This is a genomic window from Achromobacter sp. Root565, from assembly GCF_001427425.1.
Lineage (GTDB): Bacteria > Pseudomonadota > Gammaproteobacteria > Burkholderiales > Burkholderiaceae_B > Achromobacter > Achromobacter spanius_D.
Genome location: NZ_LMGO01000001.1, coordinates 1,692,952 through 1,715,899, shown reverse-complemented (window position 1 = coordinate 1,715,899; position 22,948 = coordinate 1,692,952). Strand labels below are relative to the sequence as shown.

At 66.0% G+C, this 22,948-nt stretch carries 25 protein-coding genes; 11 read left to right on the top strand and 14 right to left on the bottom strand.

Translation table 11 applies throughout. The features are described from left to right. Positions 1-17: 17 nt before the first annotated feature. Entirely contained in the window at positions 18-635 is a 618-nt protein-coding gene (locus ASD71_RS07670) for a TetR/AcrR family transcriptional regulator (protein WP_056561675.1), read from the bottom strand. A gap of 88 nt (positions 636-723) precedes the next feature. Between ASD71_RS07670 and ASD71_RS07665 the strand changes: the two genes are divergently transcribed. Genes ASD71_RS07665 through ASD71_RS07655 form a run of 3 tightly spaced genes read left to right on the top strand, consistent with a single transcriptional unit; the run spans position 724 to position 4,020 of the window. Continuing rightward, entirely contained in the window at positions 724-2,178 is a 1,455-nt protein-coding gene (locus ASD71_RS07665; protein ID WP_056561672.1) for an efflux transporter outer membrane subunit, read from the top strand. A 19-nt stretch (positions 2,179-2,197) separates the two neighbouring features. Next, on the top strand, positions 2,198-2,701 hold the full coding sequence (locus ASD71_RS07660) for a DUF2231 domain-containing protein (protein ID WP_235512042.1): 504 nt from the start codon (positions 2,198-2,200) through the stop codon (positions 2,699-2,701). Next, positions 2,698-4,020 carry a sorbosone dehydrogenase family protein gene (locus ASD71_RS07655; protein WP_056561668.1) on the top strand — a complete coding sequence of 441 codons (1,323 nt, stop codon included), beginning with the start codon at positions 2,698-2,700 and terminating at the stop codon, positions 4,018-4,020. The genes ASD71_RS07660 and ASD71_RS07655 overlap by 4 nt, the downstream gene beginning before the upstream one ends. Before the next feature lie 19 nt (positions 4,021-4,039). Here the strand turns inward: ASD71_RS07655 and ASD71_RS27575 are convergent, their stop codons facing one another. Further along, entirely contained in the window at positions 4,040-4,255 is a 216-nt protein-coding gene (locus ASD71_RS27575; RefSeq protein ID WP_235512041.1) for a hypothetical protein, read from the bottom strand. A 286-nt stretch (positions 4,256-4,541) separates the two neighbouring features. On the opposite strand from ASD71_RS27575, the gene ASD71_RS07645 reads away from it, so the two are divergent. Beyond that, on the top strand, positions 4,542-5,108 hold the full coding sequence (locus ASD71_RS07645) for a type 1 glutamine amidotransferase domain-containing protein (RefSeq protein WP_056561663.1): 567 nt from the start codon (positions 4,542-4,544) through the stop codon (positions 5,106-5,108). 53 nt (positions 5,109-5,161) lie between these two features. Here ASD71_RS07645 and ASD71_RS07640 read toward each other — a convergent pair whose 3' ends face one another. Both ASD71_RS07640 and ASD71_RS07635 read right to left on the bottom strand, forming a co-directional pair. After that, entirely contained in the window at positions 5,162-5,494 is a 333-nt protein-coding gene (locus ASD71_RS07640; RefSeq protein ID WP_056561661.1) for a cupin domain-containing protein, read from the bottom strand. 64 nt (positions 5,495-5,558) lie between these two features. Continuing rightward, positions 5,559-6,539: a tripartite tricarboxylate transporter substrate binding protein gene (locus ASD71_RS07635; RefSeq protein WP_056561660.1), complete on the bottom strand. Its 981-nt coding sequence runs from the start codon at positions 6,537-6,539 to the stop codon at positions 5,559-5,561. A 155-nt stretch (positions 6,540-6,694) separates the two neighbouring features. Between ASD71_RS07635 and ASD71_RS07630 the strand changes: the two genes are divergently transcribed. After that, positions 6,695-7,579 carry a LysR family transcriptional regulator gene (locus ASD71_RS07630; RefSeq protein ID WP_056561658.1) on the top strand — a complete coding sequence of 295 codons (885 nt, stop codon included), beginning with the start codon at positions 6,695-6,697 and terminating at the stop codon, positions 7,577-7,579. Positions 7,580-7,605: 26 nt separating this feature from the next. Here the strand turns inward: ASD71_RS07630 and ASD71_RS07625 are convergent, their stop codons facing one another. Next, positions 7,606-8,523: a LysR family transcriptional regulator gene (locus tag ASD71_RS07625; protein WP_056561656.1), complete on the bottom strand. Its 918-nt coding sequence runs from the start codon at positions 8,521-8,523 to the stop codon at positions 7,606-7,608. Positions 8,524-8,665: 142 nt separating this feature from the next. Between ASD71_RS07625 and ASD71_RS07620 the strand changes: the two genes are divergently transcribed. After that, positions 8,666-9,070: a RidA family protein gene (locus ASD71_RS07620; RefSeq protein ID WP_056561654.1), complete on the top strand. Its 405-nt coding sequence runs from the start codon at positions 8,666-8,668 to the stop codon at positions 9,068-9,070. 51 nt (positions 9,071-9,121) lie between these two features. On the opposite strand, the gene ASD71_RS07615 is transcribed toward ASD71_RS07620, so the two are convergent. Continuing rightward, positions 9,122-9,580, bottom strand: coding sequence for a MaoC family dehydratase (locus ASD71_RS07615; protein WP_056561651.1), 459 nt, complete (start codon positions 9,578-9,580; stop codon positions 9,122-9,124). Between the two features lie 136 nt (positions 9,581-9,716). Here ASD71_RS07615 and proP point away from each other — a divergent pair, with 136 nt between their 5' ends. The 4 genes from proP to ASD71_RS07595 all read left to right on the top strand — a co-directional run bounded on the left by proP (position 9,717) and on the right by ASD71_RS07595 (position 14,149). After that, complete coding sequence (gene proP, locus ASD71_RS07610) at positions 9,717-11,249, top strand: glycine betaine/L-proline transporter ProP (protein WP_056561648.1); 1,533 nt, start codon at positions 9,717-9,719, stop codon at positions 11,247-11,249. An 11-nt stretch (positions 11,250-11,260) separates the two neighbouring features. Next, positions 11,261-12,139: a PhzF family phenazine biosynthesis protein gene (locus ASD71_RS07605; RefSeq protein ID WP_056561646.1), complete on the top strand. Its 879-nt coding sequence runs from the start codon at positions 11,261-11,263 to the stop codon at positions 12,137-12,139. 122 nt (positions 12,140-12,261) lie between these two features. Next, positions 12,262-12,741 carry a VOC family protein gene (locus ASD71_RS07600; RefSeq protein WP_056561644.1) on the top strand — a complete coding sequence of 160 codons (480 nt, stop codon included), beginning with the start codon at positions 12,262-12,264 and terminating at the stop codon, positions 12,739-12,741. 244 nt (positions 12,742-12,985) lie between these two features. Beyond that, on the top strand, positions 12,986-14,149 hold the full coding sequence (locus ASD71_RS07595; protein ID WP_056561642.1) for a diguanylate cyclase: 1,164 nt from the start codon (positions 12,986-12,988) through the stop codon (positions 14,147-14,149). A 45-nt stretch (positions 14,150-14,194) separates the two neighbouring features. Here the strand turns inward: ASD71_RS07595 and ASD71_RS07590 are convergent, their stop codons facing one another. The 4 genes from ASD71_RS07590 to ASD71_RS07575 all read right to left on the bottom strand — a co-directional run bounded on the left by ASD71_RS07590 (position 14,195) and on the right by ASD71_RS07575 (position 18,374). Next, positions 14,195-15,124, bottom strand: a complete 930-nt coding sequence (locus ASD71_RS07590; protein ID WP_235512040.1) for a hypothetical protein — start codon at positions 15,122-15,124, stop codon at positions 14,195-14,197. 484 nt (positions 15,125-15,608) lie between these two features. Beyond that, positions 15,609-16,556, bottom strand: a complete 948-nt coding sequence (locus ASD71_RS07585) for an NAD(P)-dependent oxidoreductase (RefSeq protein ID WP_056561637.1) — start codon at positions 16,554-16,556, stop codon at positions 15,609-15,611. After that, complete coding sequence (locus tag ASD71_RS07580; protein WP_056561635.1) at positions 16,553-17,236, bottom strand: RraA family protein; 684 nt, start codon at positions 17,234-17,236, stop codon at positions 16,553-16,555. Before ASD71_RS07580 ends, ASD71_RS07585 begins: the two co-directional genes overlap by 4 nt. Positions 17,237-17,405: 169 nt before the next feature. Further along, entirely contained in the window at positions 17,406-18,374 is a 969-nt protein-coding gene (locus tag ASD71_RS07575) for a tripartite tricarboxylate transporter substrate binding protein (RefSeq protein WP_056561633.1), read from the bottom strand. Positions 18,375-18,467: 93 nt separating this feature from the next. Here ASD71_RS07575 and ASD71_RS07570 point away from each other — a divergent pair, with 93 nt between their 5' ends. After that, entirely contained in the window at positions 18,468-19,211 is a 744-nt protein-coding gene (locus ASD71_RS07570; RefSeq protein WP_056561630.1) for an IclR family transcriptional regulator, read from the top strand. Positions 19,212-19,342: 131 nt separating this feature from the next. Here ASD71_RS07570 and ASD71_RS07565 read toward each other — a convergent pair whose 3' ends face one another. The 4 genes from ASD71_RS07565 to ASD71_RS07550 all read right to left on the bottom strand — a co-directional run bounded on the left by ASD71_RS07565 (position 19,343) and on the right by ASD71_RS07550 (position 22,902). Then, positions 19,343-20,317: a tripartite tricarboxylate transporter substrate binding protein gene (locus tag ASD71_RS07565; protein WP_056561627.1), complete on the bottom strand. Its 975-nt coding sequence runs from the start codon at positions 20,315-20,317 to the stop codon at positions 19,343-19,345. 82 nt (positions 20,318-20,399) lie between these two features. Next, positions 20,400-21,164, bottom strand: coding sequence for an SDR family oxidoreductase (locus ASD71_RS07560; protein WP_056561625.1), 765 nt, complete (start codon positions 21,162-21,164; stop codon positions 20,400-20,402). Positions 21,165-21,223: 59 nt separating this feature from the next. Continuing rightward, positions 21,224-21,922: a fumarylacetoacetate hydrolase family protein gene (locus ASD71_RS07555; RefSeq protein WP_056561623.1), complete on the bottom strand. Its 699-nt coding sequence runs from the start codon at positions 21,920-21,922 to the stop codon at positions 21,224-21,226. Positions 21,923-21,948: 26 nt separating this feature from the next. Continuing rightward, a complete protein-coding gene (locus ASD71_RS07550; RefSeq protein WP_056561621.1) occupies positions 21,949-22,902 on the bottom strand; it encodes a 2-hydroxyacid dehydrogenase in 954 nt (317 codons plus the stop codon). Between the last annotated feature and the right edge of the window lie 46 nt (positions 22,903-22,948).

The window sequence follows — 22,948 nt, the reverse complement described above, 5'->3', positions numbered from 1 at the left end:
TGGTCACTACAAAATATTTACGGCGCCAAGCTGCGCAGTATCAGGCTGGACAGTTGCACCGTGGCTTCCGCGCCATTCGCCAGGTTGTGCTGCAGGAGCAGGGGATTGATATACGGCCGCATGACGAGGTAGATGGCGTCGGCCGTTTCGTCCAGGGGCGTCTTGCGTTCGAAGTCGCCAGCTTCCCGGCCTTCACGGATCACCTGCAGGATGAGGCCCTTGATGTGCGCCTCATAGGCCTGCGCGGATGGCCAAGACTCGCTGGCCGAGGTTCGCGCAATGTCGTAAAGCTTGCTGTCGTGGAAGAAGAGCTGGCTGCCAGCATCCACCAGCGCCTTGAACATGCGGCGCAGCCGGTCCGGCGCGGACCGCGCGTCGGCGACGGCCGCGTCCACCGCGACCATGATCGTGTTCAGGCGGTTGGCGCAGATGACCTCGCCGATCGCCTGTTTGGAGTCGAAGAACTTGTAGATATAGGCCTTGGAGAACCCGATGGCCTTGGCTAGGTCGGAAACCGTGGTCTTGTCGAAACCGTACAGGCCGAAGTACTCGGTGGCGGCTTCGACGATCTGATCGCGGACGTCGTGATCGGAGGGGCCTCGCGGCTGAAGGGCGGGGGATGATGCTTTCGTCATGCGTGCAGCTTAACCTGCGGGATTTTTGTTGACAACAAGTGACCAAAACGTATTATAGTCACCATAAATTTACGCTTGAAGGATTCGCATGCGTGCCCGTCATTCTCTTGTCTTGCTCGGCGCCACCATGTTGGCCGGGTGTGTGGCAGGTCCTGATTACCACCGGCCCGAGACGCCGCTTCCCGACCACTACACGCAGTCTCCAACCCGGCACGCGGGATCGGGGGCCGTGCAAGACCTGGATACGTGGTGGCTTCAGTTCGACGATCCGATGCTGGCACGCTACGTGTCATTGGCGATCGCGCAGAACCTGGATCTGGCGCAGGCGGCGGCGCGCGTGACGCAGGCGCGTGCGGGGTTGGGCGCGGCGAACGCGGCCTTGCTGCCATCGGCCTCCGTGCGCGGCCTGGCTGCGCGGTCGCATCAGTCGCTCGAGACGCCGCTGGGGCAAGTGGCCAGCAGCACGCCCGATTACAACCGCTGGGGCAATCAATACGAAGCGAATCTCGAGGCCAGCTGGGAAATCGACATGTTTGGGGGCCTGCGGCGTGGCCGCGAGGCGGCAATTGCCGGACTTCAGGCCTCGGATGCGGCGGCGACGGCAACCCAGCTCGCGGTAGCCGCGCAAACCGCGGATACCTATATTGCGATCCGTGGCCTCCAAGCGCGGCTGGAAATCGCTCAGCGGCAGGTCAGGACGCAGCAGGAGCTTGTCGCCAAGGTAGCGCTGCTGCATGAACGCGGGCTGGCTGCGGAATACCAGGTGCGTCAGGCGGATGGCGCGCTGTCGCAAGTAGAGGCAACCATTCCGGTCCTGCAAAGTGGACTCGATGCGGCCATGAACGCGCTGGACGTCGTGCTGGGGGCGGTGCCCGGCACGCATCGCACTGAATTGGCGGCGCATGCGCCGATACCCGCCGTACCCCGAATCGAGAACATGGGCTCTCCGGCGAATCTGCTCCAACGCCGGCCCGACCTGATCGCGGCCGAACGCCGGTTGGCGGCCGCCAACGCCCGGATTGGCGAGGCCGTCTCCGAGTTCTATCCGAAGTTCTCGTTGAGCGGCTTGCTGGGTAGCGCTACGAACGTATCGAGTGGCAATCTGTTCTCTGCCGGTGCAAGCCAATCCGCGGGCGTACTCGGTCTGCGCTGGCGACTTTTCGACTTTGGCCGCATCAACGCGCAGATAGAAGTGGCGAAGGGCCAGGAGGCCGAGGCGCTGGCGGCGTATCGCCTGGCAGTCCTGCAGGCGACGGAAGATGTCGAGAACGCGTTTTCCGCACTGGTCCACCGCGCCGAACAGTCCGTAGTGCTGACCCGAGGCGAAGACGCGCTGACGCATGCGCGCGCGTCATCGTTTGCAGCCTACAAGCGCGGCGCCGCCAGTCTGCTCGACGTGCTGTATGCAGACACGTCGCTCTTGCAGGCATCGGACGCCCGGGCGCAGGCCCAAGTTGAAGCGGCGCGCGCAGCGGTAGCTGCATACAAGGCGCTGGGGGGCGGCTGGCGTCCGGATGCGCCGGCGCAGATCGCCAAGCGCTGAGCTGCGAATCGCCTTGTAAATGGCGCAGGAACACCACTTGCTGCGCCGACCTCCACGGGCCTCTGATCCGGCCCGCAACTCACGAGGCGATCCAGTGACCCCACTCATCGAAAATCGGTACGCCCTTACCGTGCGCCCCATGCCTGCGGTGTTCCTGGCCGGAATGTTTCCCTTGTTTCTCGGCGCGGCACTCGCGGATGCTGCCTATGCGCAGACTTTTCACATCCAATGGAACAATTTCGCCTCCTGGCTGTTGGTCGGGGGCCTGCTGTTCGGCGCGATAGCGCTGCTGTTTGCCATCGTTGATCTTTTCCGGGCCACGCAACGCGCGCGCGGCATCGTGCCCTATGCCGTGGTGCTGCTGGCGGCCTGGCTGGTGGGTCTTTTCAACGCGCTTCTGCACGCCCGCGACGCGTGGGCAAGCATGCCCACCGCGTTGATTCTGTCTGCGGTGGGCGCTGCGCTGTCGCTGCTGGCGCTCTGGCTGGGTTTTCGCACGCCGCACATCCGGGGGCCGCTATGAAGCATCTACGACTGATTGCCGGGCTGCCGCTGCTGGTGATGGCTGGGGTGTGCAGCGCGCAGGCCGGAGGCCAATATGGGCCTTCCCCCGATCTGCCCAAGCCCGAACGTGGCCTGCTGCCCGATATGGTCATCGCGAAGCCTTCCCCCTGGGGCGATAAGCTGCCCACCGTTCCCGAGGGCTACAAGATTTCGGCCATCGCCACCGATCTGAAGATTCCCCGGCAGACGCTCGTGCTGCCCAATGGCGATATTCTGGTGGCCGAAGGCCGCGGCGGCAGTGCCCCCGATCTCAAGCCCAAGGACGTGATTGCGGCCGTCATCAAGGCCCGGGGCACCAGCCCGGTCAAGGGCGGAAACCGGCTGACGCTCCTGCGCGACCCGGAAGGCGACGGCACGTATGAGGCCTCGGTCTTTGCTGAAAACCTCAACGCGCCGTACGGCCTCGCGCTGATCGGGAACCAGCTTTATGTCGCCAATCAGGACGCCCTGGTGCGGTTCGAGTACCAACCTGGGCAGACCAAGGCGAGCGGACCGCCCGAAGTCGTCACGCCGCTGCCGTCGGAGATCAACCATCACTGGACCAAGGCGCTGACCGCCAGCGCCGATGGGCAGTATCTGTACGTGGGCATTGGTTCCAACAGCAACATCACCGAACGCGGCATGACGGCTGAAGTTGACCGCGCACGGGTCTGGCGCGTGAATGCCAGCACCGGCGAATACAAGACCTACGCCACGGGGCTGCGCAATCCGACCGCGCTCACGATCCAGCCCGACACCGGCCAACTGTGGGCCGTGGTCAACGAACGCGATGAGATAGGTCCCGACCTGGTGCCCGACTATCTGACGACGGTCAAGGAAGGCGCCTTCTACGGCTGGCCCTACAGCTACTGGGGCAAGAACGTGGACGATCGCGTCCGGCCGCAGGATCCGGCCAAGGTCGCGTCGGCCATCGCACCGGATTACAGCCTGGGCTCGCACGTCGCGGCGCTGGGCGTCGACTTCTCGGCCGCGTCGATGGGCGATCGTTTTGCGAACGGCGTCTTCGTCGGCGAGCACGGAAGCTGGAACCGCAAGGATCCGGTGGGCTACAAGGTGGTCTTCGTTCCGTTCACGGATGGACGGCCGTCCGGCCCGCCCGTGGACTTCGTCGCGGGCTTTCGCGACAGCGACGGCACGACGCGCGGCCGCCCGGTGGGCGTAACGGTGGACCCGCAAGGCGCGCTCATCGTTGCCGATGACCTGTCGAACACGATCTGGCGAGTCACCCCCGCGCAGCCTGCGCAGGCGCCCAAGCCGGTCGCTGCGGCGCGGCCTTAGCGATCAGCGAGCGCAGCGCCTACTTTCTGAGATAGGACTTCTTGCCGCTGTCCGAATAGCAGAACGTGCCGCCGCGCGGGCCGGTGCAATACTGGCCGTCGCGGCAATTGCAGGAACCGGTCGAGCTGGCGGCCGGCGTCTTCGACGTGAGAGACGAGGCGCCGCTGTCCGGACTGGAGCAGATTCGCTTTGACGCGCTGATGGACCCATCGCGGCAAAGAAACTGTTCGCCCATGCAGCGCTCCACGCCGCCCTTCTTTCCGGAGCACGGGTAATTGGCAGCGCTAGCCGCCGCTGAAAAAAACAACAACGTCAACCACAGCACCAAACGCATATCCAGCCTCGCGACGAATGGAACCTGATCGAATCTTCAGGTCGGCGGGGCGGGATGTGCGCCTTGCCGGGTCGCAATCATACGCGCACCCGCCGCCGACGCGGCATGGCACTTGCTGCCCGTGTGCGTCGCGCCCCGGAGTTCTGATCCCGCCTGTCCATACCGGGGGCACTAAACAGGAGCAAACATGGCAACACTTCAAGACGTCAACATCGCCATTCTGGCCGTCGATGGATTCGAGCAGGTCGAGCTCACCGGCCCGCGCCACCGTCTGCACGAGGAGGGTGCCCGCACGGTCCTGGTGTCCGCCCGCACCGACCCGATCCTGGGCTTTCATCACGACAAGCCAGGCGATCGGTTTCCCGTGGACCTTACGTTTCTGCAGGCGGCGTCGGAGCCGGACGTCTTTGACGCCTTGCTCTTGCCCGGCGGCGTGGTCAATGCCGATGAAATCCGGATGCAGCCGAAGGCGCAGGAGCTGGTGCGCGCGTGCTTTGATGCGGGCAAGCCGGTCGCGGTCATCTGCCACGGCGCGTGGCTGTTGATTTCTGCTGGCGTCGTCAAGGGACGCAGGATGACCAGTTGGCCGTCGCTGCAGGACGACCTGCGCAATGCAGGCGTTGAGTGGGTGGATGAGGAGGCCGTCGTCGACGGCGTATTGGTGTCCAGCCGCAAGCCCGACGATATTCCCGCGTTCAATGAGGCCTTCATCGGTGTGCTGCGAAAGGCGGTCGAAAGGCGTTCGCGCGGATAGGCTGGCAGGCGGCAACTACACAGGGAAAAAGAAGGCGCCCGCGGCGGTTAACGCTACGGGCGTTTCAATGCCACCGTCACCAGTACCGACGCGTTCTCCAGCGCAAAAAGCGAATGCGGCGCGCGGGCGGGCAGGTACATCAGGCGGCCGGCATCCAGGATGTGCGTGGCGCCCTCGGTCGAGACTTCCACGCTGCCCTCCAGGCACTGAAGGGTGATCTCTCCCTCGACGTCGTGTGAAGGCATGGTCTTGCCGGCCAGCAGCACCAGGCGCATGACCTCAAGATCCTCGGACTTGAAAAGCGCGACCGACTGCTTCTGCGCGAGCGCCGCGCCATAGGGCTTCAGATCGATGACTTGTCCGGGATCCGCGTGTTTCAGGGCCATGATGAACTTCCTTCGCTGGGAGGGGAGGATCCCACGATACCCCAGGCCGGCGCCACGCGGCCGATCAGTTGATCTTGATGCCGCGTTCCTTGACCAGGTCCTTCCATTGCGCCGTCTCCTTGGCCAGGTGGTCGCGCAGCGCATCCGGCGTGCTGCCGATCGGCTCGGCCCCGATCGAATCGAGCGTCGCCTTGACCTTGGGGTCTGCCAGCGCCGAGCGCATGGCGTCGTTCAGCTTGGCCACCACGTCCGGCGGCGTGCCCGCGGGCGCAAAGGCGGCGAACCACGGCATCAGCTCATAGCCCGGCACGCCTGCTTCCTGCAGGGTCGGCACGTCGGGCAGGGCAGCCGAGCGCTTGGTCGTGGTGACGCCCAGCGCGCGCAGCTTGCCGCTGGCAATGTGCGGCTTGGCGGACGTGATGCTGTCGAACATGTAGTCGACCTGCCCGCCCAACAGGTCGGAGACGGCCGGGCCGCTGCCCTTGTACGGCACGTGCAGCATGTCCACACCCGTCATCGACACGAACATCTCGCCGGCCAGATGGATCGACGTGCCGACGCCCGCCGAGGCGTACGTGTAGTGCTTGGGCTGCGCCTTCGCCTTGGCGATCACGTCCTGTACGCTGGTCGCGCCGGTGCGTGCCGGGTTGGTGACCAGTACGTTCGGCACCACGGCCAGCAGCGAGATCGGCGCGAAATCCTTGATGGGGTCGTAGTTCAGGTCCTGGTACAGCGCGGGATTGACGGCCATGCCGTTGGCGACGATCAGGATGGTGTAACCGTCCGGCTTGGCGCGCGCCACGGCGGCCGCGCCGATATTGCCGCCCGCGCCCGCGCGGTTTTCCACGATGAACGACGTGTTGAGCTGCTTGCCCAGAGATTCGCCCAGCGTGCGCGCGATGCTGTCCATCGCACCGCCGGGCGGGAAGGGCACGATCCACTTCACCGGGTGGTCGGGATAGGCATCGGCATGCGCCGCCGCCGCGCCAGCCAGTAGCGACGCGGCCAGCAACGCGCGGGCGAAGGGTTTGAATACAGGGCGCATGGAGGTCTCCGTGTTTTTTGACATTGGCGGCGATGCGGACCCGATTCATACTCTGGCCGACCGCGCCTGAACGATGGAGGCAGTATCGCTTGCCTTTTTTCAAGGCGTCCAAGACTATATGGGTTTCAATTCATACCTTCAGGGTCTTAATCGTCATGGAGCTCAGGCACTTGCGCTATTTCCAGGCCGTGGCCGAGGCCGGCAGTTTCACGCAGGCGGCCGCGCGGCTGCACATCGCGCAGCCGCCGCTCAGCCGCCAGATCAAGCAGCTGGAGGAAGAGCTGGGCGTGCTGCTGTTCGAGCGCACCACGCGCGCACTACGCCTGACCGAGGCGGGCCGATTTCTGCTGGAGCAATCGCGCCTGTTGACCGCGCGGCTGGATGAAGTGCTGGAAGGCACGCGCCGGTTGGGCCAGACGGAGCGGCGATGGTTCGGCATCGGCTTCGTGCCGTCCACGCTATACGGTTTCGTGCCGGAACTGATCCGCCTGCTGCGTAGCGCGGACGAACGGGTCGAAGTGGGCCTGATGGAAATGAACACCTTGCCGCAGCTCGAAGCGCTGAAGGCTGGCCGCATCGACCTGGGTATCGGCCGCATCCTGCTGGACGACCCGGCTATCGAGCGCCGCGTGCTGATGACCGAACCCTTGTTGGCCGCCGTGCCGCTGCATCACCCGCTGGCGGGCCAGGGCAGCGTCTCGGTCGACCGGCTGGCGCGCGAGCCCTTCGTCCTGTATCCGGCGCGTCCGCGGCCCAACTACGCGGATCACGTACTGGGCCTTTTTCGTGCCGCCGGCCATTCACTGCAGGTGGCGCAAGAAGCCAACGAACTGCAGACCGCCATCGGGCTGGTCGCGGCCGGACTGGGCGTTACGGTGGTGCCCGCGTCCGTGCAACGCCTGCAACGTCAGGACGTCGCGCACGTGCGGATCGAAGCCGACGCCTTCGTGTCGCCCGTGATCGTCAGCTATCGCAAGGACGATGCATCGGTGTTCCTGGCGCGGGCGCTGGAACTGGCGGGGGAACTCGCAAAGGAATAGGGACGTCGGCGCTGGGGGCTCCCGCGCTATCGTCCGCCCGCAGGCGAATACGCGCCCACCAGTTCGATGATCCAGTCGATGAATGCGCGCAATTTGGCGCTGACGTGGCGGTTGGGCGGAAACGCCACATACATGGGCATCGGATCCATCCGCCAGTCTTCGAAGACCGGCACCAATTCGCCTTGTGCAAGATGCGGCGCGGACATGTAATCCGGCAGCCACATCACGCCCATTCCGGCCAGGCCGGCCGCCAGGTACGCATTGCCGTCGTCCACGGCCAGCACGTAGCGGCCATGCACGTTGACGACTTCGTTGCCGCGGCGCATGGCGTAGGGCAGTGCGCGTCCCGTGCGTTGCCACAGGAAACCGACGATGCGATGGTGCGTGTCCTCAAGCTCGCGCGGGTGCGCGGGCTTGCCGGCCAGCTTCAGGTACGAGGGCGCGGCATACACGCCCAAACGCAGGTCGCCGACGCGGCGGGCCATCAAGGATTGGTCGGTCAGCTCGCCGCCGCGCACGACGCAGTCGACGTTTTCACCGATCAGGTCGACGATGCGGTCGCTGACGCCCATGTCGAGCTGGATGTCGGGATAGCGCGTGTGGAAGGCGGGCAGGGCCGGCACCAGCACCATGCGCGCCAGCGGACTGGGCACGTCCACGCGCAGGCGGCCGCGCGGCGCTTCAGCGGCGCTGGACAGGCTGGTCTCGGCGTCGTCCATGTCGGCCAGCAGCTTGATCACGCGCTCGTAATACGCCGCGCCGTCGGCCGTGACATTGACCTTGCGCGTGGTGCGGTTCAACAGACGCACGCGCAGGCGCGCTTCGAGCTGCTGCACGAGTTGCGTGACGCTGGTCTTGCTCATGTGCAGGGTTTCGGCCGCCTTGGTGAAGCTGCCGGTCTCCACCACGCGCGCAAACGCGGTCATTGCGTCAAATCGGTCCATGGCTGCTCCGGATGGGATCGGGATTGTTTGGATTCTACAAATAGTGATGGATGAAGTTGGCCGTTTATCCGTGCGGCGGGCGCTTTTACAGTTTGCCTATGTCAACGCGGGCGGTCTGAAGCCCCACCTCTTGGAGAACCCCATGAACAACCGTGACGTCGTTTTTCCTCCTCATCGCCACGCGCTTTACGAGCGCAACCGTTACTCGCCGGCCGTGCGTTCCAATGGCTTTCTGTTCGTGTCCGGCCAGGTCGGCAGCCGCGATGACGGCTCGCCCGAGCCCGATCTGCGTCAGCAGGTGCGCCTGGCATTCCAGAACCTGAACGCCATCCTGAACGCGGCGGGCGCCTCGTTCGACGACGTGGTCGACGTGACGGTCTTCATGGTCGATCCGCAGTCGCAGTTCGAGACCATGTGGGAAGTGGTGCCCGAGTTCTGGGGCGAGGCGCCGTATCCGAACATCACGGCAGTGGGCGTGACCTGGCTCTATGGATTCCAGTTCGAGATCAAGGTCATCGTCAAATTGCCGGAGGGCGTGGCGGCGTGAGCGTGCGGCCGGCCGGACCGTGGGCCGGATCATGACGGGCCGATGATCCGCTCATGACCGGCGGAACACGACGACCTTGCTCGTCAACTTCTGAAGGGCTTCGTCCCGCTGGTTCGACGTGACCGATTCCACGACCACGATGGCGCGGTCGGGCTTGGAGCGAGACGGCGTGATGCTCAGCACCATGCTCGTCACCTTGACCACGTCGTCTGGACGGGTGGGCTGCGGCCAGATCACTTCAGCGCCTGCGCCGATCACGCCGCGCGCCACGGGAAAGCTCTCGACCAGCAGCTTCATGGTCAGCGCCGCCGTATGCCAGCCGCTGGCCGCCAGGCCCTGGAACAGCGTATCGCGCGCCGCGTCCGGATCCAGGTGAAAGGGCTGCGGGTCGAATTGCGAGGCAAAGGCGATGATCTGCGCCGCGTCCAGGGCGTGGGTCTTGCTGACGAAGACGTCTCCGACGGACAGGTCTTCAAGATAGATCAGCGGCGGCTTGTGGGTATCGGTCACGGGGGGGGCTCCGGCGGGCGTCTGACTGGTGGGGCATTATGGGCGCGCGCCCGCCACTCCCGCAATGCCGGGGGGCGATGACCGTCGCCAAAATCGGGTCCATAATCGGCATGTCCCGTTTTATGGATGTCGCACCATGGCAGAAACCCCCACGTCGTCGCAAGAGATCCGTCCACTGGAGATCGGCGACATCACGGTCATCGACAACACCAAGCTCAAGAAGGCCGTGACGGCCGCGGCGCTTGGCAATGCGATGGAATGGTTTGATTTCGGCGTCTATGGCTTTGTCGCCTTTGCGCTGGGCAAGGTGTTCTTTCCCGACGCCTCGCCCGCCGTGCAGACCATCGCCGCGCTGGGCACGTTTTCCGTGCCTTTCCTCGTGCGGCCGCTAGGCGGCGTGTTCTTCGGCATCATGGGCGATCGCTTCGGGCGCCAGAAGGTGCTGTCGCTCACCATCATCATCATGGCCATCAGCACGTTCTGCATTGGCCTCATTCCCGCGTATGCCACGATCGGCCTGTGGGCGCCGATTCTTCTCTTGGCGTGCAAACTGGCGCAGGGCTTTTCAGTGGGGGGCGAATACACCGGCGCGGCCGTGTTCGTGGCCGAGTACGCGCCCGACAGGCAGCGCGGCTTCCTGGGAAGCTGGCTGGACTTCGGCTCGATCGCCGGATTCGTCGTGGGCGCGGGCATGGTCGTGCTGCTGCAAACCATGCTGGGCGAGCAGACGTTCCTTGACTGGGGCTGGCGCATTCCGTTCTTCGTGGCCGGACCCCTGGGCCTGCTGGGCTTGTATCTGCGCCATGCGGCCGAGGAAACGCCGGCCTTCACGCAGCAGCTTGAACGGATGGAAAAAGAAGACCGCGACGCCGTGCAGGAAAAGCCGACGGTGTCGTTCCGCGAGATCTTCAGCAAGTACCGCCGCGCGTTGCTGGTCAGCATCGGCATGGTGCTGGTGACCAACGTCACTTACTACATGCTGCTTACCTACATGCCAACGTATCTGTCCGGCAGCCTGGGTTATACGGAAGGTCACGGCGTGCTCATCATCGTCGTCGTGATGGTGGGCATGCTGTTCGTGCAGCCGGTGGTGGGCTTCATCAGCGACAAGATCGGCCGCAAGCCTTTCCTGCTGGCTGGCAGTCTGGGCCTGCTGGTCACGGCGATGCCCTCGTTCTTCCTTATCGCCAGCGACAACACGGCGCTGATCTTTCTCGGGCTGCTGCTGATCGCGATCTTCCTGAACTGCCTGATCGGCATCATGGCGGCCACGCTGCCCGCGCTGTTTCCCACGCGCATCCGCTACAGCGCGCTGGCCAGCTCGTTCAACGTGGCCATCATCTTTGCCGGCCTGACGCCCACGGTGGCTGCGTGGCTGGTGGAAGAGACCGAGAACCTGATGATGCCCGCGTACTACCTGATGGTGGCGTCGGTCATCGGGCTCATCACGTCGTTCTTCCTGCCCGAAACGGCCAATCGGCCGCTGCGCGGCGAAACGCCCACGGCCTCCAGCCGCAAGGAGGCAAAGGTGTTGCTGCAGCAGGCCTACGAACACATCGAGCAGAGCGTGCAGGACGTCGATGCCGAGATCGCGGCGCTGGAGGAAAAACTCGAGGCGCTGCGGGCGCGCCGCCAACGGCTGGCCGACAGTCATCCGGATATTGAATAAAGGAGCGGGACATGAGCGTGCCATTCAAACAAGTGGATGTATTCACCAGCGAACCCTATCGCGGCAATCCTGTCGCGGTGGTGCTGCAAGGGCAGGGCCTGTCGGACGAGCAGATGCGGCGCATCGCCAACTGGACGAATTTGTCGGAGACCACCTTCGTGCTGCCCCCCACGCAGCCCGGCGCCGATTACCTGGTGCGCATCTTCACGCCGCAGGCCGAGCTGCCCTTCGCAGGGCATCCCACGCTGGGCACCGCCCATGCGCTGCTCGAAGCCGGCATCGTCGCGCCGCGCGGCGGCAAGCTCGTGCAGGAATGCGCGGCGGGCCTGATTGATCTGTCGGTCACGGACGCGGCCGGCCGCAGCCCGCTCATCGCCTTCACGCTGCCGGAACCCAGCCTGGCCGAGCTTGGCGCGGAGCTGGTCGATGAAATGGAAGCAATACTGGGCTCGGCGGTGTTGCACGATCCGGCCCCCAAGCTGGTCAACGTGGGCCCGGTGTGGGCGATTGCGCAATTGCCCAGCGCGCAGGCGGTGCTGACGCTGCGGCCGGACTTTGCGCGCATGGCCGACTTCGACCGCCGCAACAACGCAGCCGGCATCGTCGTGTACGGCGCGTATGGCGAAGGCGCGGAAGCCGCCATCGAGGTCCGGGCTTTTGCGCCCAGCCTGGGCGCCAACGAAGACCCGGTATGCGGCAGCGGCAATGGTTCGGTGGCGGCGTTTATCCGGGACGCGGGACAGGTGACGCAGTTCGGGACGGAGTACCTCAGCACGCAGGGCGCCGTGGTCGGGCGGTCGGGCAGGCTGAGCATTTCGTTCGAAGCGGGCGGCGCCATTCGCGTGGGCGGGCAGTCCGTGACCTGCATCGACGGGCGCATCGCGGTTTGAAACGGGGCCGGCATGACCGCGATGCGTGCCCGGTTTTCTGCGGGCGCAGCGTGGTCTATGCTTGAACGTCGCGCATTGCAGCAAGGTTTGAGCGCATCACTTTCCTGCGAAGGAGGAGCAAGATGGCCAGCAAAAACACCGTTTGCCTGTGGTACGACGGCGACGCCCTGGAAGCGGCGACCTTTTATGCAAAGACGTTCCCGGACAGCAAGGTGGGCACAGTACACCGCGCGCCCGGCGACTATCCCTCGGGCCAGCAGGGCGACATCCTGATGGTGGACTTCACGGTCATGGGCATCCCATGCGTCGGGCTCAATGGCGGCGACGCCTTCCAGCACAACGAATCGTTTTCCTTTCAGGTCGCGACCGACGATCAGGCCGAGACCGACCGCCTGTGGGACGCGATCGTGTCGAACGGCGGCCAGGAGAGCGATTGCGGCTGGTGCAAGGATAAATGGGGACTGTCCTGGCAGATCACGCCCAGGGCGCTTCTTGCCGCGGTCACGGACCTGGATCAAGCCGCGGCCAAGCGCGCGTTCGAGGCCATGATGACGATGAAGAAGATCGACATCGCGACCATCGAGGCGGCCCGCCGGGGGTGATGCCGAACGGTGTGCGAGTGCCTTCTGACGGCCCCACAAGTTCCGGCGATCGGAAGTGAGACGGTATGGGGGGCAGATCATCAAATGATCTGTCCATGGGACAAAATTTCGGGGCCGGATGGCGCGCGGTTGGGCGCCGCCCGGACCGGCGCAAAAGCGCCTCCTGAAAAGGTGAAATCCAACGTTTTCACCGTAAAATCCCGCAGTCGCCGCGAGTTTTCGGCGAAATCTCCTGACTTTCGAGATGTACGTCGATCTTCTCACTCTTTACCTGCTGGCAGTCGGAACACTGCTAGTCAGCGCCGGCCTCATGTTCTGGGAACAGCGGGCCAACCCCACACGCAGCAAGGAATTACGCATCCTGGCTTCAGGCTTCGCCACGCTGGCCCTTGGTTGCGCGGCGGCCTTGTATCGTCGCGATCTTCCCGGCGTCAGCGGCGCGGCCCTCAGCAACCTCGTCATCCTCGGCGGCTATCTGCTCGTGCTCAACGGCGTGGCCGCGTTGAGCGGACGGCGCTACGTGCGCACGTCGCTCTGCGTGCTGATCGGCATGGGGCTGGTCTGGGTGATCGGCGGCGTGCGCTGGCTGGACGTGATGTGGACTTACGTCAGCTCGGTGCCTATTGCGATCGTCAGCGGATTGACGGCCTGGGAGCTGTATCGCTGCCAGGCGCTCAAGCCGCGGCGGTCGCGGCATATCGTCGTCGCGGTTGCTGGCGTGCACACGGCCCTTTATGCCGCCCGGGCGTTCATTCTGCCGTGGGTTGCCACGCAGCCCGTCCTGGCGCTGGCCGGCAAGCTCACCATCTACGAGGGCGTGCTGTACTCCGTGGTGCTGCCGATGACGCTGCTCAAGCTCATCCGCGATGAGACGCACCGCCAGCTACTGCTTGAATCGCAGACCGACTACCTGACCCGCCTGGGCAACCGGCGCTGGTTCTTCGAGCAGGGCGCCCGCGTTTTGAACGGCAAGGAGGGCCGCGGCGCGGTGGCCGTGCTGGCGTTCGACCTGGATCATTTCAAATCCGTGAACGACCGCTATGGGCACCCGGCGGGCGATCAGGTGCTCAAGTCCTTCGCCGAAACCGCGCGCGAGGTGCTGGGTCACGACACCATTCTGGCGCGCATCGGCGGCGAGGAATTCGCCGCGCTGCTTTGGGGCGACGATGCAAAGGGCGCACACACGCTGGGCAAGGCCATGGCCGAGCGCTTTGCGGTGACCGTCTCGAACCGGATGGACAACATCGGCATCGCCGCGACGGTCAGCATCGGATTAGCGCGTTTCAATGGCGACGTGCCCACCATCATGGACGCGCTGGCCGTTGCAGACCAGGCGCTCTACCGCGCCAAATCGCTGGGCGGCAATCGGCTGGAAGTGGCCGGGGCAAAGGTGCCGGCCGCGGCTTGATCGGCGGCAGTCGGCGACCTGCCGCTGTTGCTATGGCGGGTGTGCTTACTGCTGCGCGACGTATTGCTTGCGCGCGGTGTCGTACGCGTAAATGACGGCGTCGCCGGGGCCCAGCTTGCGGGTCTTGCCGGGACCCGAGATGGTGTTGCCCGTGAACTGCACCGTCACGCGCGGCAGATCGGCGGTGCCGGTGGCGCTGAAGACCAGTTCGCCATCGCTGCGCGTACACGGCATGACGTCGCCGTCCGCGCAGGCGGGACCATTGTCCTCGCCCGCAATCACGTTGCCCACATAGGCCCACACGTTGCCCATTTCGTCCTGGCGCTTTTCCGGGGGCGTGAAGACAAGCAGGGTGTAGCCGCTGATCGTGATGCCGTTGTCGAACGTCTCTGTGGGCACGGCCAGCATCAGCTTGCCCGATGCCGTGCGGTACTCCAGCGGCTTGCGCTGCGTGTCGACTTCGGGCGGCCTTTCGTAGGCGCCGAACTCGCCGATCGTCGGTTCCATGCCACGGAATTTCCAGGGGCTCTCCGGCGATGCCGGATCGCGGATGAAAGTGGCTTCGGCCAGGTTCACGGGCGTCATGGGGCCGACGTCATCTTCGCCCGGCTTGCCGTAGCGTTCGGCGGTTTCCCAGACGAAGCCGGTGTAGTACGGCGCGCCTTCCAGTTCAAACGCGTGTCCGAACCAATAGGTGGCGATGCTGCCGTTGGCGACGTTGGCAGACGGTTCGCCCTTGCTGTCCACCTGATGGATGGCGTAGAGGACCGCTGCGGCGTCGGGCGGCGCAACGCGCGCAGTGGCAGGCGCGTTGTTGGATGACGTGACGGGGGCAGGGGCTGCGGCAGCCGGTGCTGCGGCAGCCGGCGTGGCCTTCTCCTGCGCGGCGTTGCCCGGCGTCGGGCTCATCGCCCCGAAGGCGGCCGTGATTGCCGTCACCAGCAGCGCGGCGGCCGCCGCGTTGCCCGACCGCAAACCTTTTCCTTCTGACTTGCGTGTAGACGCCATGTCCTTCTTCTCTCTCTGTCGCGATGTGCAGCCATCGCCAGCTGCTGCCGGCGCGCGCCAGTGATTGGGGCGCGCTCAGGCGCCGCAAGACGGGGCTGCAAGGGGATTTCGGATGCCAAATCGTTGGCGGCCTCGACCATAGAAGGGGGGCGCAAAGGGTGTCAAGACAAGTGTTACCGGGGCGGCTGCCGTGTAACGAAGCCGTCGCCGACCGATTTTCGGCCGCGTTTGCACCAGGACCCGAAATCCCGGCATTTTCTTAAGCTGCACGCCGGGGGATAGGCTGAAACGGCATTTAACGCCCTGTTACCTTGGCAATATTCAGGGTTACGGCAAAGCGCGTTTGCAGCCGCGGCGCGCCCGCGTCAGCAGAACAGGCTGCGCCCGTCCTCGCCGCGGTGATTGAGCCGTAAAGGCCCAGGTTCTGCGTCGTTGCGGACTGGGCGAATCCTCAGGCGGCCGACCCGGCGCGCGCCAGCACGTCCAGCACGTTGCGCGCGGCGGCCACGCCCATGTTCACGTAGGCGGCGCTGGTCACGCCGCCGATGTGCGGGCTGAGGATGATGCGTGGCTCGGTTTGGAACGGGTGGCCTGCCGACATGGGTTCGACGGCAAAGCTGTCCAGACCCGCGGCCCGTACGTGGCCCGAACGCACGGCGGCCAGCAGCGCGTCCTCGTCCACCAGGCCGCCGCGCGCCGTGTTTACGACGATCACGCCGGGCTTGCACTGCGCCAGCGTCTGCCCATTGACCATGCCGCGGTTGTCGTCGGTCAGCGGGCAGTGCAGCGACACCACATCGGCCTCGCGCCAGATCGCATTCAATTCCGCAGCGCGGATGTGGTCCGGCAGATCCTTGGCGTACGGGTCGAAACCGATCACCTGCATGTCCATCCCATGCGCCATCGCCGCCATGCGCCGGCCGATGGCGCCCAGGCCGATCAAGCCTATGGTCTTGCCGCCCAATTCCAGGCTCTTGTGCGTGGACTTGTCCCAGTGGCCTGCGCGCATGCGCTCGTCCAGCCCGACCACGGACTTGGCGCAGGCCAGCAGCAGCGCCAGCGCCTGTTCGGCGACGGCAGCGGCGTTCACACCCACGGCGGCAACGACCTGGATGCCGCGCGCGGCGGCGGCCGCCTTATCGATGGTGTCGGTGCCGCTGCCGTGCTTGGAGATCACGCGCAGCGCCGGGGCGGCGTCCATCGCCGCGGCGCCCACCTTGCTGTAGCGCACGATGATGGCGACTGGGTTGTGTTCGCGGCACAGCGCCACGATGTCGTCTTCGGTAGGGGTCTTGCCGGCGAAGACGAGTGAAAAGTCCTGCAGCAGCGCCAGCGCCTCCGGCGCCAGATCCGCCGCAGTCACGACCAGCGCGGGCTTGCCCGTGGCGGCGGCATTCACAGCGACTCTCCTCCCTTCAGGACGCCGGCGGCGTGCAGCGCGGCGCTCAGCCACTTCGCTTCCGTGTCGCCCGCCTGGATGGCGGCGATGCGCGCGGCTTCGTCGCGCACCTTCTTTTCGGCGGCGGGCAGCAGGCCTTCGATCCTCTCGCGCTCGACCACCACCACGCCGTCCGCGTCGCCGATGATGAAGTCGCCCGGATGCACGGTCACGCCGCCCACGGATGCTGGATGGCCGATGCGGCCAGGCACGTTCTTGGTGGGGCCGTTGGGATTGGCGCCGGCGGCAAACACCGGGTAGTCCATTTCAATAATTTCGACGGTGTCGCGCGCGGCGCCGTCCATCACCACGCCCGCGATGCCCAGCTTGCGGCAGGCGTTCATCATGATGGTGCCCATCAGCGCGGCGCTGAGGTCGCCCTTGCCGTCGATCACCAGCACGTCGCCCGGCTTGGCCAGCGAAATCGCGGCGTGGATCATGAGGTTGTCGCCGGGGCGCACCTCGACCGTCAATGCAGTGCCGGCGACCTTCATGCCGGGATGCAGCGGGCGGATGCGGCCGCTGAGCGCGCCGCGCCGGCCGGCGACGTCGGCCAGGATGGCGGGTTGGAGTTCCGCGGCGCGGCGCACGATGTCGGCGCTGACGCGGGGAAAGTCCTTGATGATGTCCGGAGTGCTCATGCGTGTTCCTGTCAAAGATAGAAAAGGGATGCGGGGGCGGTCAGGCGGGCTTGATGCCGGCGTCGCGGATGGGCGTCCGGCGGCGACAGCCTTGCGCACGCGCCGGCCGGCACGGCAATTGCGGGGCGCGACGCGCCGCTGGAATACGGATAGCGGGCAGGCATGGCGATCACTCGACCTTCGCGCCCGAGTCCTTGACGATCTTGCCCCAGCGGATGCGGTCGTCGCGGATCAGCTTGGCGAACGCGTCGGGCGAACTGGTCAGCACGCGCGCGCCTTGCTCCTGGTACTTCAGGCTGAGGTCCTTGGCCTGCAAGGCCTTGTTGAACTCCGCGTTCAATCGCTGCACGATGTCGGCGGGTGTGCCGGCGGGCGCTGCCAGGCCAAACCAGGTCACCGCCTCGAAGCCAGGAATCCCGCGCTCTGCGATGGTGGGCACGTCGGGCATATCAGGCACGCGCTGCGACGATGTCACCGCCAGCGCCCGCATCTTGCCGTTGCGCACGTGGCCGATCAGCGTGGGCACCGACGACAGGTACATGTCGATCTGCCCGCCGATCAGGTCATTGGAAGCCTGCGCCGCCCCTTTGTACGGAACGTGAGTGAGCTGGATGCCGGCGGCGTTCTGCAGTTGCACGGCGGCCAGATGCGCCACGGTCCCGTTGCCCGAGCTTGCAAAGTTCAACGCGCCGGGCTTGGCTTTGGCGGCGGCGATCATGTCCTCGAAGGACTTCAGCGGTGAGGTTGCCGGCACGACAATCACCAGCGGCGCGTCCGCGACCAGGCCGATGGCGGAAAGGTCCTTTTCGGGGTCGTAGGGCAGCTTGGCGTACAGGGTCGGATTGATCGCCAGGTTGCTGGTCTGGCCCAGCACCAGCGTGTAGCCGTCCGGTGCAGCCTTGGAGACCGTGTCCACCCCGATGTTGCCGCCCGAGCCTGGGCGGTTCTCCGTGACGATGTTCCAGCCGGTATTGGCCGCCACTTTGATCGCCGCCTCTCGCGCCAGCACATCGGTGCCGCCGCCCGGCGGGAAGGGGACGATCAGACGGATGGGTTTGTTGGGATAGTCCTGCGCGGCGCTCAGGCTGGTGATGCACAACAAGGTCAGGCCGAACAGCACGCGGGCGATCTGCTTCATGGTTGTCTCCAATATTTGTTTTGGTGAGAGCATTGTGAATCCGTGTTCCGCTCAATACAATGCAGGTTCGTATAGCGGAACACGTTGCGTACAATGAACGATGAGTCGACCCGGAATCCGGCCGGAAACCCCGATGACGCCCCGGCCGAAGAAGGCGTGGTGGCGGTGCGCCGCGCCATGAGCATCCTTGCGGCGTTCGGCGTGGACGACACGCACCTGTCGCTGGCGGAACTCAGCCGGCGGACCGGGTGCCATCGATCAACCGTGCTGCGTCTGGCGCGCACCCTGGCCATGGACGACTATCTGGCGCAACGTGAGGACGGCACGTGGCGGCTGGCGCGCGCGGCCGGATGGCTGGGCGCCTGTTACCAGGCCACGTTCAACATTGCGGAGATCGTGCAGCCGGTGCTGCGCGAGCTGTCGGCTGCCACCGGAGAAAGCGCCACGTTCTACGTGCGCGAAGGCAAGCAGCGCATATGCATGGCGCGGGTCGAAGGCCCCAAGTCAATCCGGCATCACGTGCGGGTGGGGGCGGCGCTGCCGCTAGAGCTGGGCAGCCCGGGGCGGGTGCTGCTCGCGTTTGCCGGCGAGCCGGGCGAGCCCTATGAATCCGTGCGCCGCGCGGGCTACATGATTTCGCTGGGAGAGCGCGATGCCGAGGTCTCCAGCATTTCGGCGCCGGTTTACGGCATCAATTGGACGCTCCAGGGCGCCATCTGCATCTCGGGGCCGATCTCGCGCCTGACCGAGACTGTGCTGCTCGACCTCAAGGAGCCCGTGCTTGCCGCGGCAAGCCGCCTGTCGCGGTCGCTCATGGGATTGCGGCGGACGGCGTAGTGCTGGCCAGGCCCTCGTTGCGAGCCTGAGAAACAAAGCGAAAAGGACGCGATCCGGGCTCCATCGGACCGCGCCGCTGCGCACGCAAAGGGCAGCGGCTGCGCCGCGTCCCTTTGCATGCGTGGCGAATATCACTCCGCCTCGATCTTCGCTTCCTTCACCACCTTGCCCCACTTGTCCAGGTCCGACTGGATCACCGCCGCGTAATCCTGCGGCGTGCCGCCCTGGACTTCGATGCCCGCGGCTTCCAGCTTGGCGCGCACGGCCGGCTGCTTGAGCACCGCGTTGATCTCGGCATTGAGCTTGGCGACGATCTCCTTCGGCGTGCCCACCGGCGCAAGGAAGCCGCCGTTGGTGTTGGCGTCGTAGCCTTTCAGGCCTTGCTCCTGCGCGGTCGGCACGTCGGGCAGGGCCTTGGTGCGATTGGCGGTCGAGACCGCGACGGCGCGCACGTTGCCGGCCTTGACCTGTTCCTGCATCGCGCTCAGCGTGTCGATGTACAGCACCGTGCGGCCGGCCAGCAGGTCGGGGTGCGCGGCGGACGAGCCCTTGTACGGGATCAGCAGCATGGGCGCGCCGCTGACCATGCGGAACATCTCGGCGGCCATCTCCTGCGCGCTGCCGCGGCCGGACGTGGCGACCTTGGCTTCGTCCGGATGCGCCTTCATCCAGTCCACCAGTTCCGGCAGCGTCTTGGGCGGAATCTTCGGATAGACCGAGAACACCAGCGGGATTTCATGGGTGTAGACGATGGGCTCGAAGCTCTTTTGCGGATCCCAGCCCAGGTTCTTGAACAGGTACTTGTTGATGTTATGGCTGCCGCCCACGATGCCGATGGTGTAGCCGTCGGGCTTGGCGTTGGCGAGCAGCGCCGTGCCCAGGTTGTTGGAGGCGCCCGGCCGGTTGTCGACGATGACGGGCTGGCCCAGCGATTGCGAGAGCTTTTCGCCGACAACGCGCGCAATCATGTCGATGCCGCCGCCCGGCGGGGCGGGCACGATGATGCTGATGGGACGGGTGGGGTAGTTCTGCGCCGCGGCCAGGCCGGGCACGGCGGCAAGGGCTGCCGAAAAGGCCAGGGTCTTGGCCAGCGTGGTGAAGGTCATGCTTGTCTCCTCGGGGTGGTCAACTTCAGTCAACTCTGTGAGGCGCCCCGGATGTGTTGCACCCCGGGGCGCGGATAAGGCCTCAGCCGCGCCCGGTAAAGGGCATGGCGCTGGCCATGACGGTCATGGTCAGGACGTTGGCGTCCAGCGGCAGCGACGCCATGTGGCGCACCGCTTTCGCGACGTGGACGGCGTCCATCATGGGTTCCGGCGCGACCGTGCCATTGGCCTGCAGCACACCGCGCGTCATGCGCTCGGACAGCTCCGTCATCGCGTTGCCGATGTCGATCTGCCCGGCCACGATGTTGTAGGCGCGGCCGTCCAGCGCCAGCGACTTGGTCAGACCGGTCACGGCGTGCTTGCTGGCGGTGTAGGGCGCGGTGAAGGGGCGCGGCGTGTGCGCGGAAATGGAACCGTTGTTGATGATGCGGCCGCCCTGCGGCGTCTGGCGGCGCATCAGCCCGAAGGCGGCGCGCGCGCAGAGATAGACGCCCGTCACATTGGTGTTGATGGCGTTGAACCACTTTTCCAGCGGCAGTTCGTCCATCGGCACGGCGGGCGCGTTGACGCCAGCGTTGTTGAACAGCAGGTCCAGCCTGCCGAAGCGGCTTTCGATGGTGTTGAACAGCGCTTCGACGCTTTCCGGGCGGGTGACGTCGGTGGGCACGGCCAGCGCGGTCTGGCCGCGCGCGGTGGCCTCGGCTTGCAGCGACTGCAAGGGATCGGCGCGGCGGCCGGCCAGCACGACGGTCCAACCGTCGTTCAGCAAGGCGATGGCGGTAACGCGGCCGACGCCGCTGCCGGCGCCGGTGACCAAGGCAATTTTCTGGGTGGTGCTGTCGTTCAAGGGATGGCTCCTCGGGCGGATTGGATGGCGATTGATGTGGGAAGCATTGGGGTGCAATGTCAGGCGTCGCGGGGCGCGGCAACGGTCATGGTGAGGTCCCCGATACCGGCCACGCCCGCGCTGACGACGTCGCCAGGCGCCAACGGGCCGACGCCCGCGGGCGTGCCGGTGTAGATGAGATCGCCGGGCGCCAGGGCCACGGATCGCGATAGCATCGCCACCAGCTCGGGCACCGACCACAGCAGGCCGGAGACGTCGGCGCGCTGGCGGTCCACTCCGTTCACGGATAGCCACAGCGCGCCCTCGCGGGGGTGACCGCACGCGTCAGCAGGAACGATGGCGGTGCACGGCGCGGAATGATCGAAGGCTTTGGCGGGCTCCCACGGACCGCCCGCGCGCTTGGCCTGCTGCTGCAGATCGCGCCGGGTCATGTCCAGCCCCGCGGCGTAGCCCCAGATATGCAGGGCCTCGACGTCATCCGGTGCGATGTCCTTGCCGCCACGGCCAATCGCGACGACCAGTTCGATCTCATGGCAGTAGTCCGCCGTGTCCGCGGGATAGGGCAACGAGCCGCTGGCCGGGAACACGGCGCTGGCCGGCTTCATGAACCACGCCGGCATCTCCGTTGGACGCGGTTCGTCGGGCAGCCAGCGATAGTTGCGGCCGATGCAGAACACGCGCGCGACCGGAAAGCGGGCCGCGCTGCCGGCGATGGGCAACGTGGCCGGCGCAAGGGCGGGAAAGGCAAGGTCTGTCATGGCGGTCGTCAAGGTGCGCTGGCGGCTCAGGTCGTCAGGCTCATCGACGGACGCTCGCCGGCCAGGGCCTGCGAAATGCTGTCCAGCACCATCTGGCCCATCGCCGCGCGCGTTTCCCACGTGGCGCTGGCGCGGTGCGCCTGCAGCGTGGTGCGATCCGACTGGCGCAGTGCTTGCGGCACACGGGGCTCGTCGACAAACACATCCAGCCCCGCGCCCGCAATGCGGCCGGCAACCAGCGCTTCGGTCAGGTCGGCCTCGTTGACCAGCCGGCCGCGCGCCACGTTGATCAGGAAGCCCTGGGGGCCCAATGCGTCCAGCACGGCGGCATTGACGATGCCCTCGGCCTTGTCGGCGGCGGCGCACAGTACCAGCGCGTCCGAGGCGCGCGCCAGCGCGATCAGGTCCGGCACGAATTCATGCGGCACGTCGTCCATGGCGCGCAGGTCCGTGTACCGAATCTGGCAGCCGAAGGCCGCCGCCCGCGTGGCGACGGCGCGGCCCACGCGGCCCATGCCCACAATACCCACGCGCATGCCGCTGAAGCGGCGCGCCAGCGGAATGGCGCTGGGCGAGGGGAACTGCTCCCACAAGCCTTCCCGCACGAATCGATCGCCCGCGCAGATATTGCGGCAGGCTGCTATCAGCAGGCCGATCGCCAGGTCGGCGACGTCCTCGGTCAATGCGCCCAGCGTGGCGGTGACGGGCAGGCCGCGGCCGCGGCAATAGGCCAGGTCCACCGCGTCGGTGCCCACGCCGTTGACCGCCACCACCTTCACACCGGGAAGCTGTTCCAGCATCTCGCGCGAGATGCCGGTGTGGCCGCCGGTGATGACGGCTTCGATGTGAGCGCCGTGCTCGCGCAGCCAGGCCGTTTGATCGGAGATCTCGAAGAACTTGTGCACCTGGTACAGCGAGGCAAGCTCGTCATTGACCGCCGGGATCAGGATGGGGTTGAGTTGCAGGACCTGAGGCTTCATGTCGGTTCGGCTCTGGTGGGGGGACCGGCTGCGGGTCCGCGTTGAA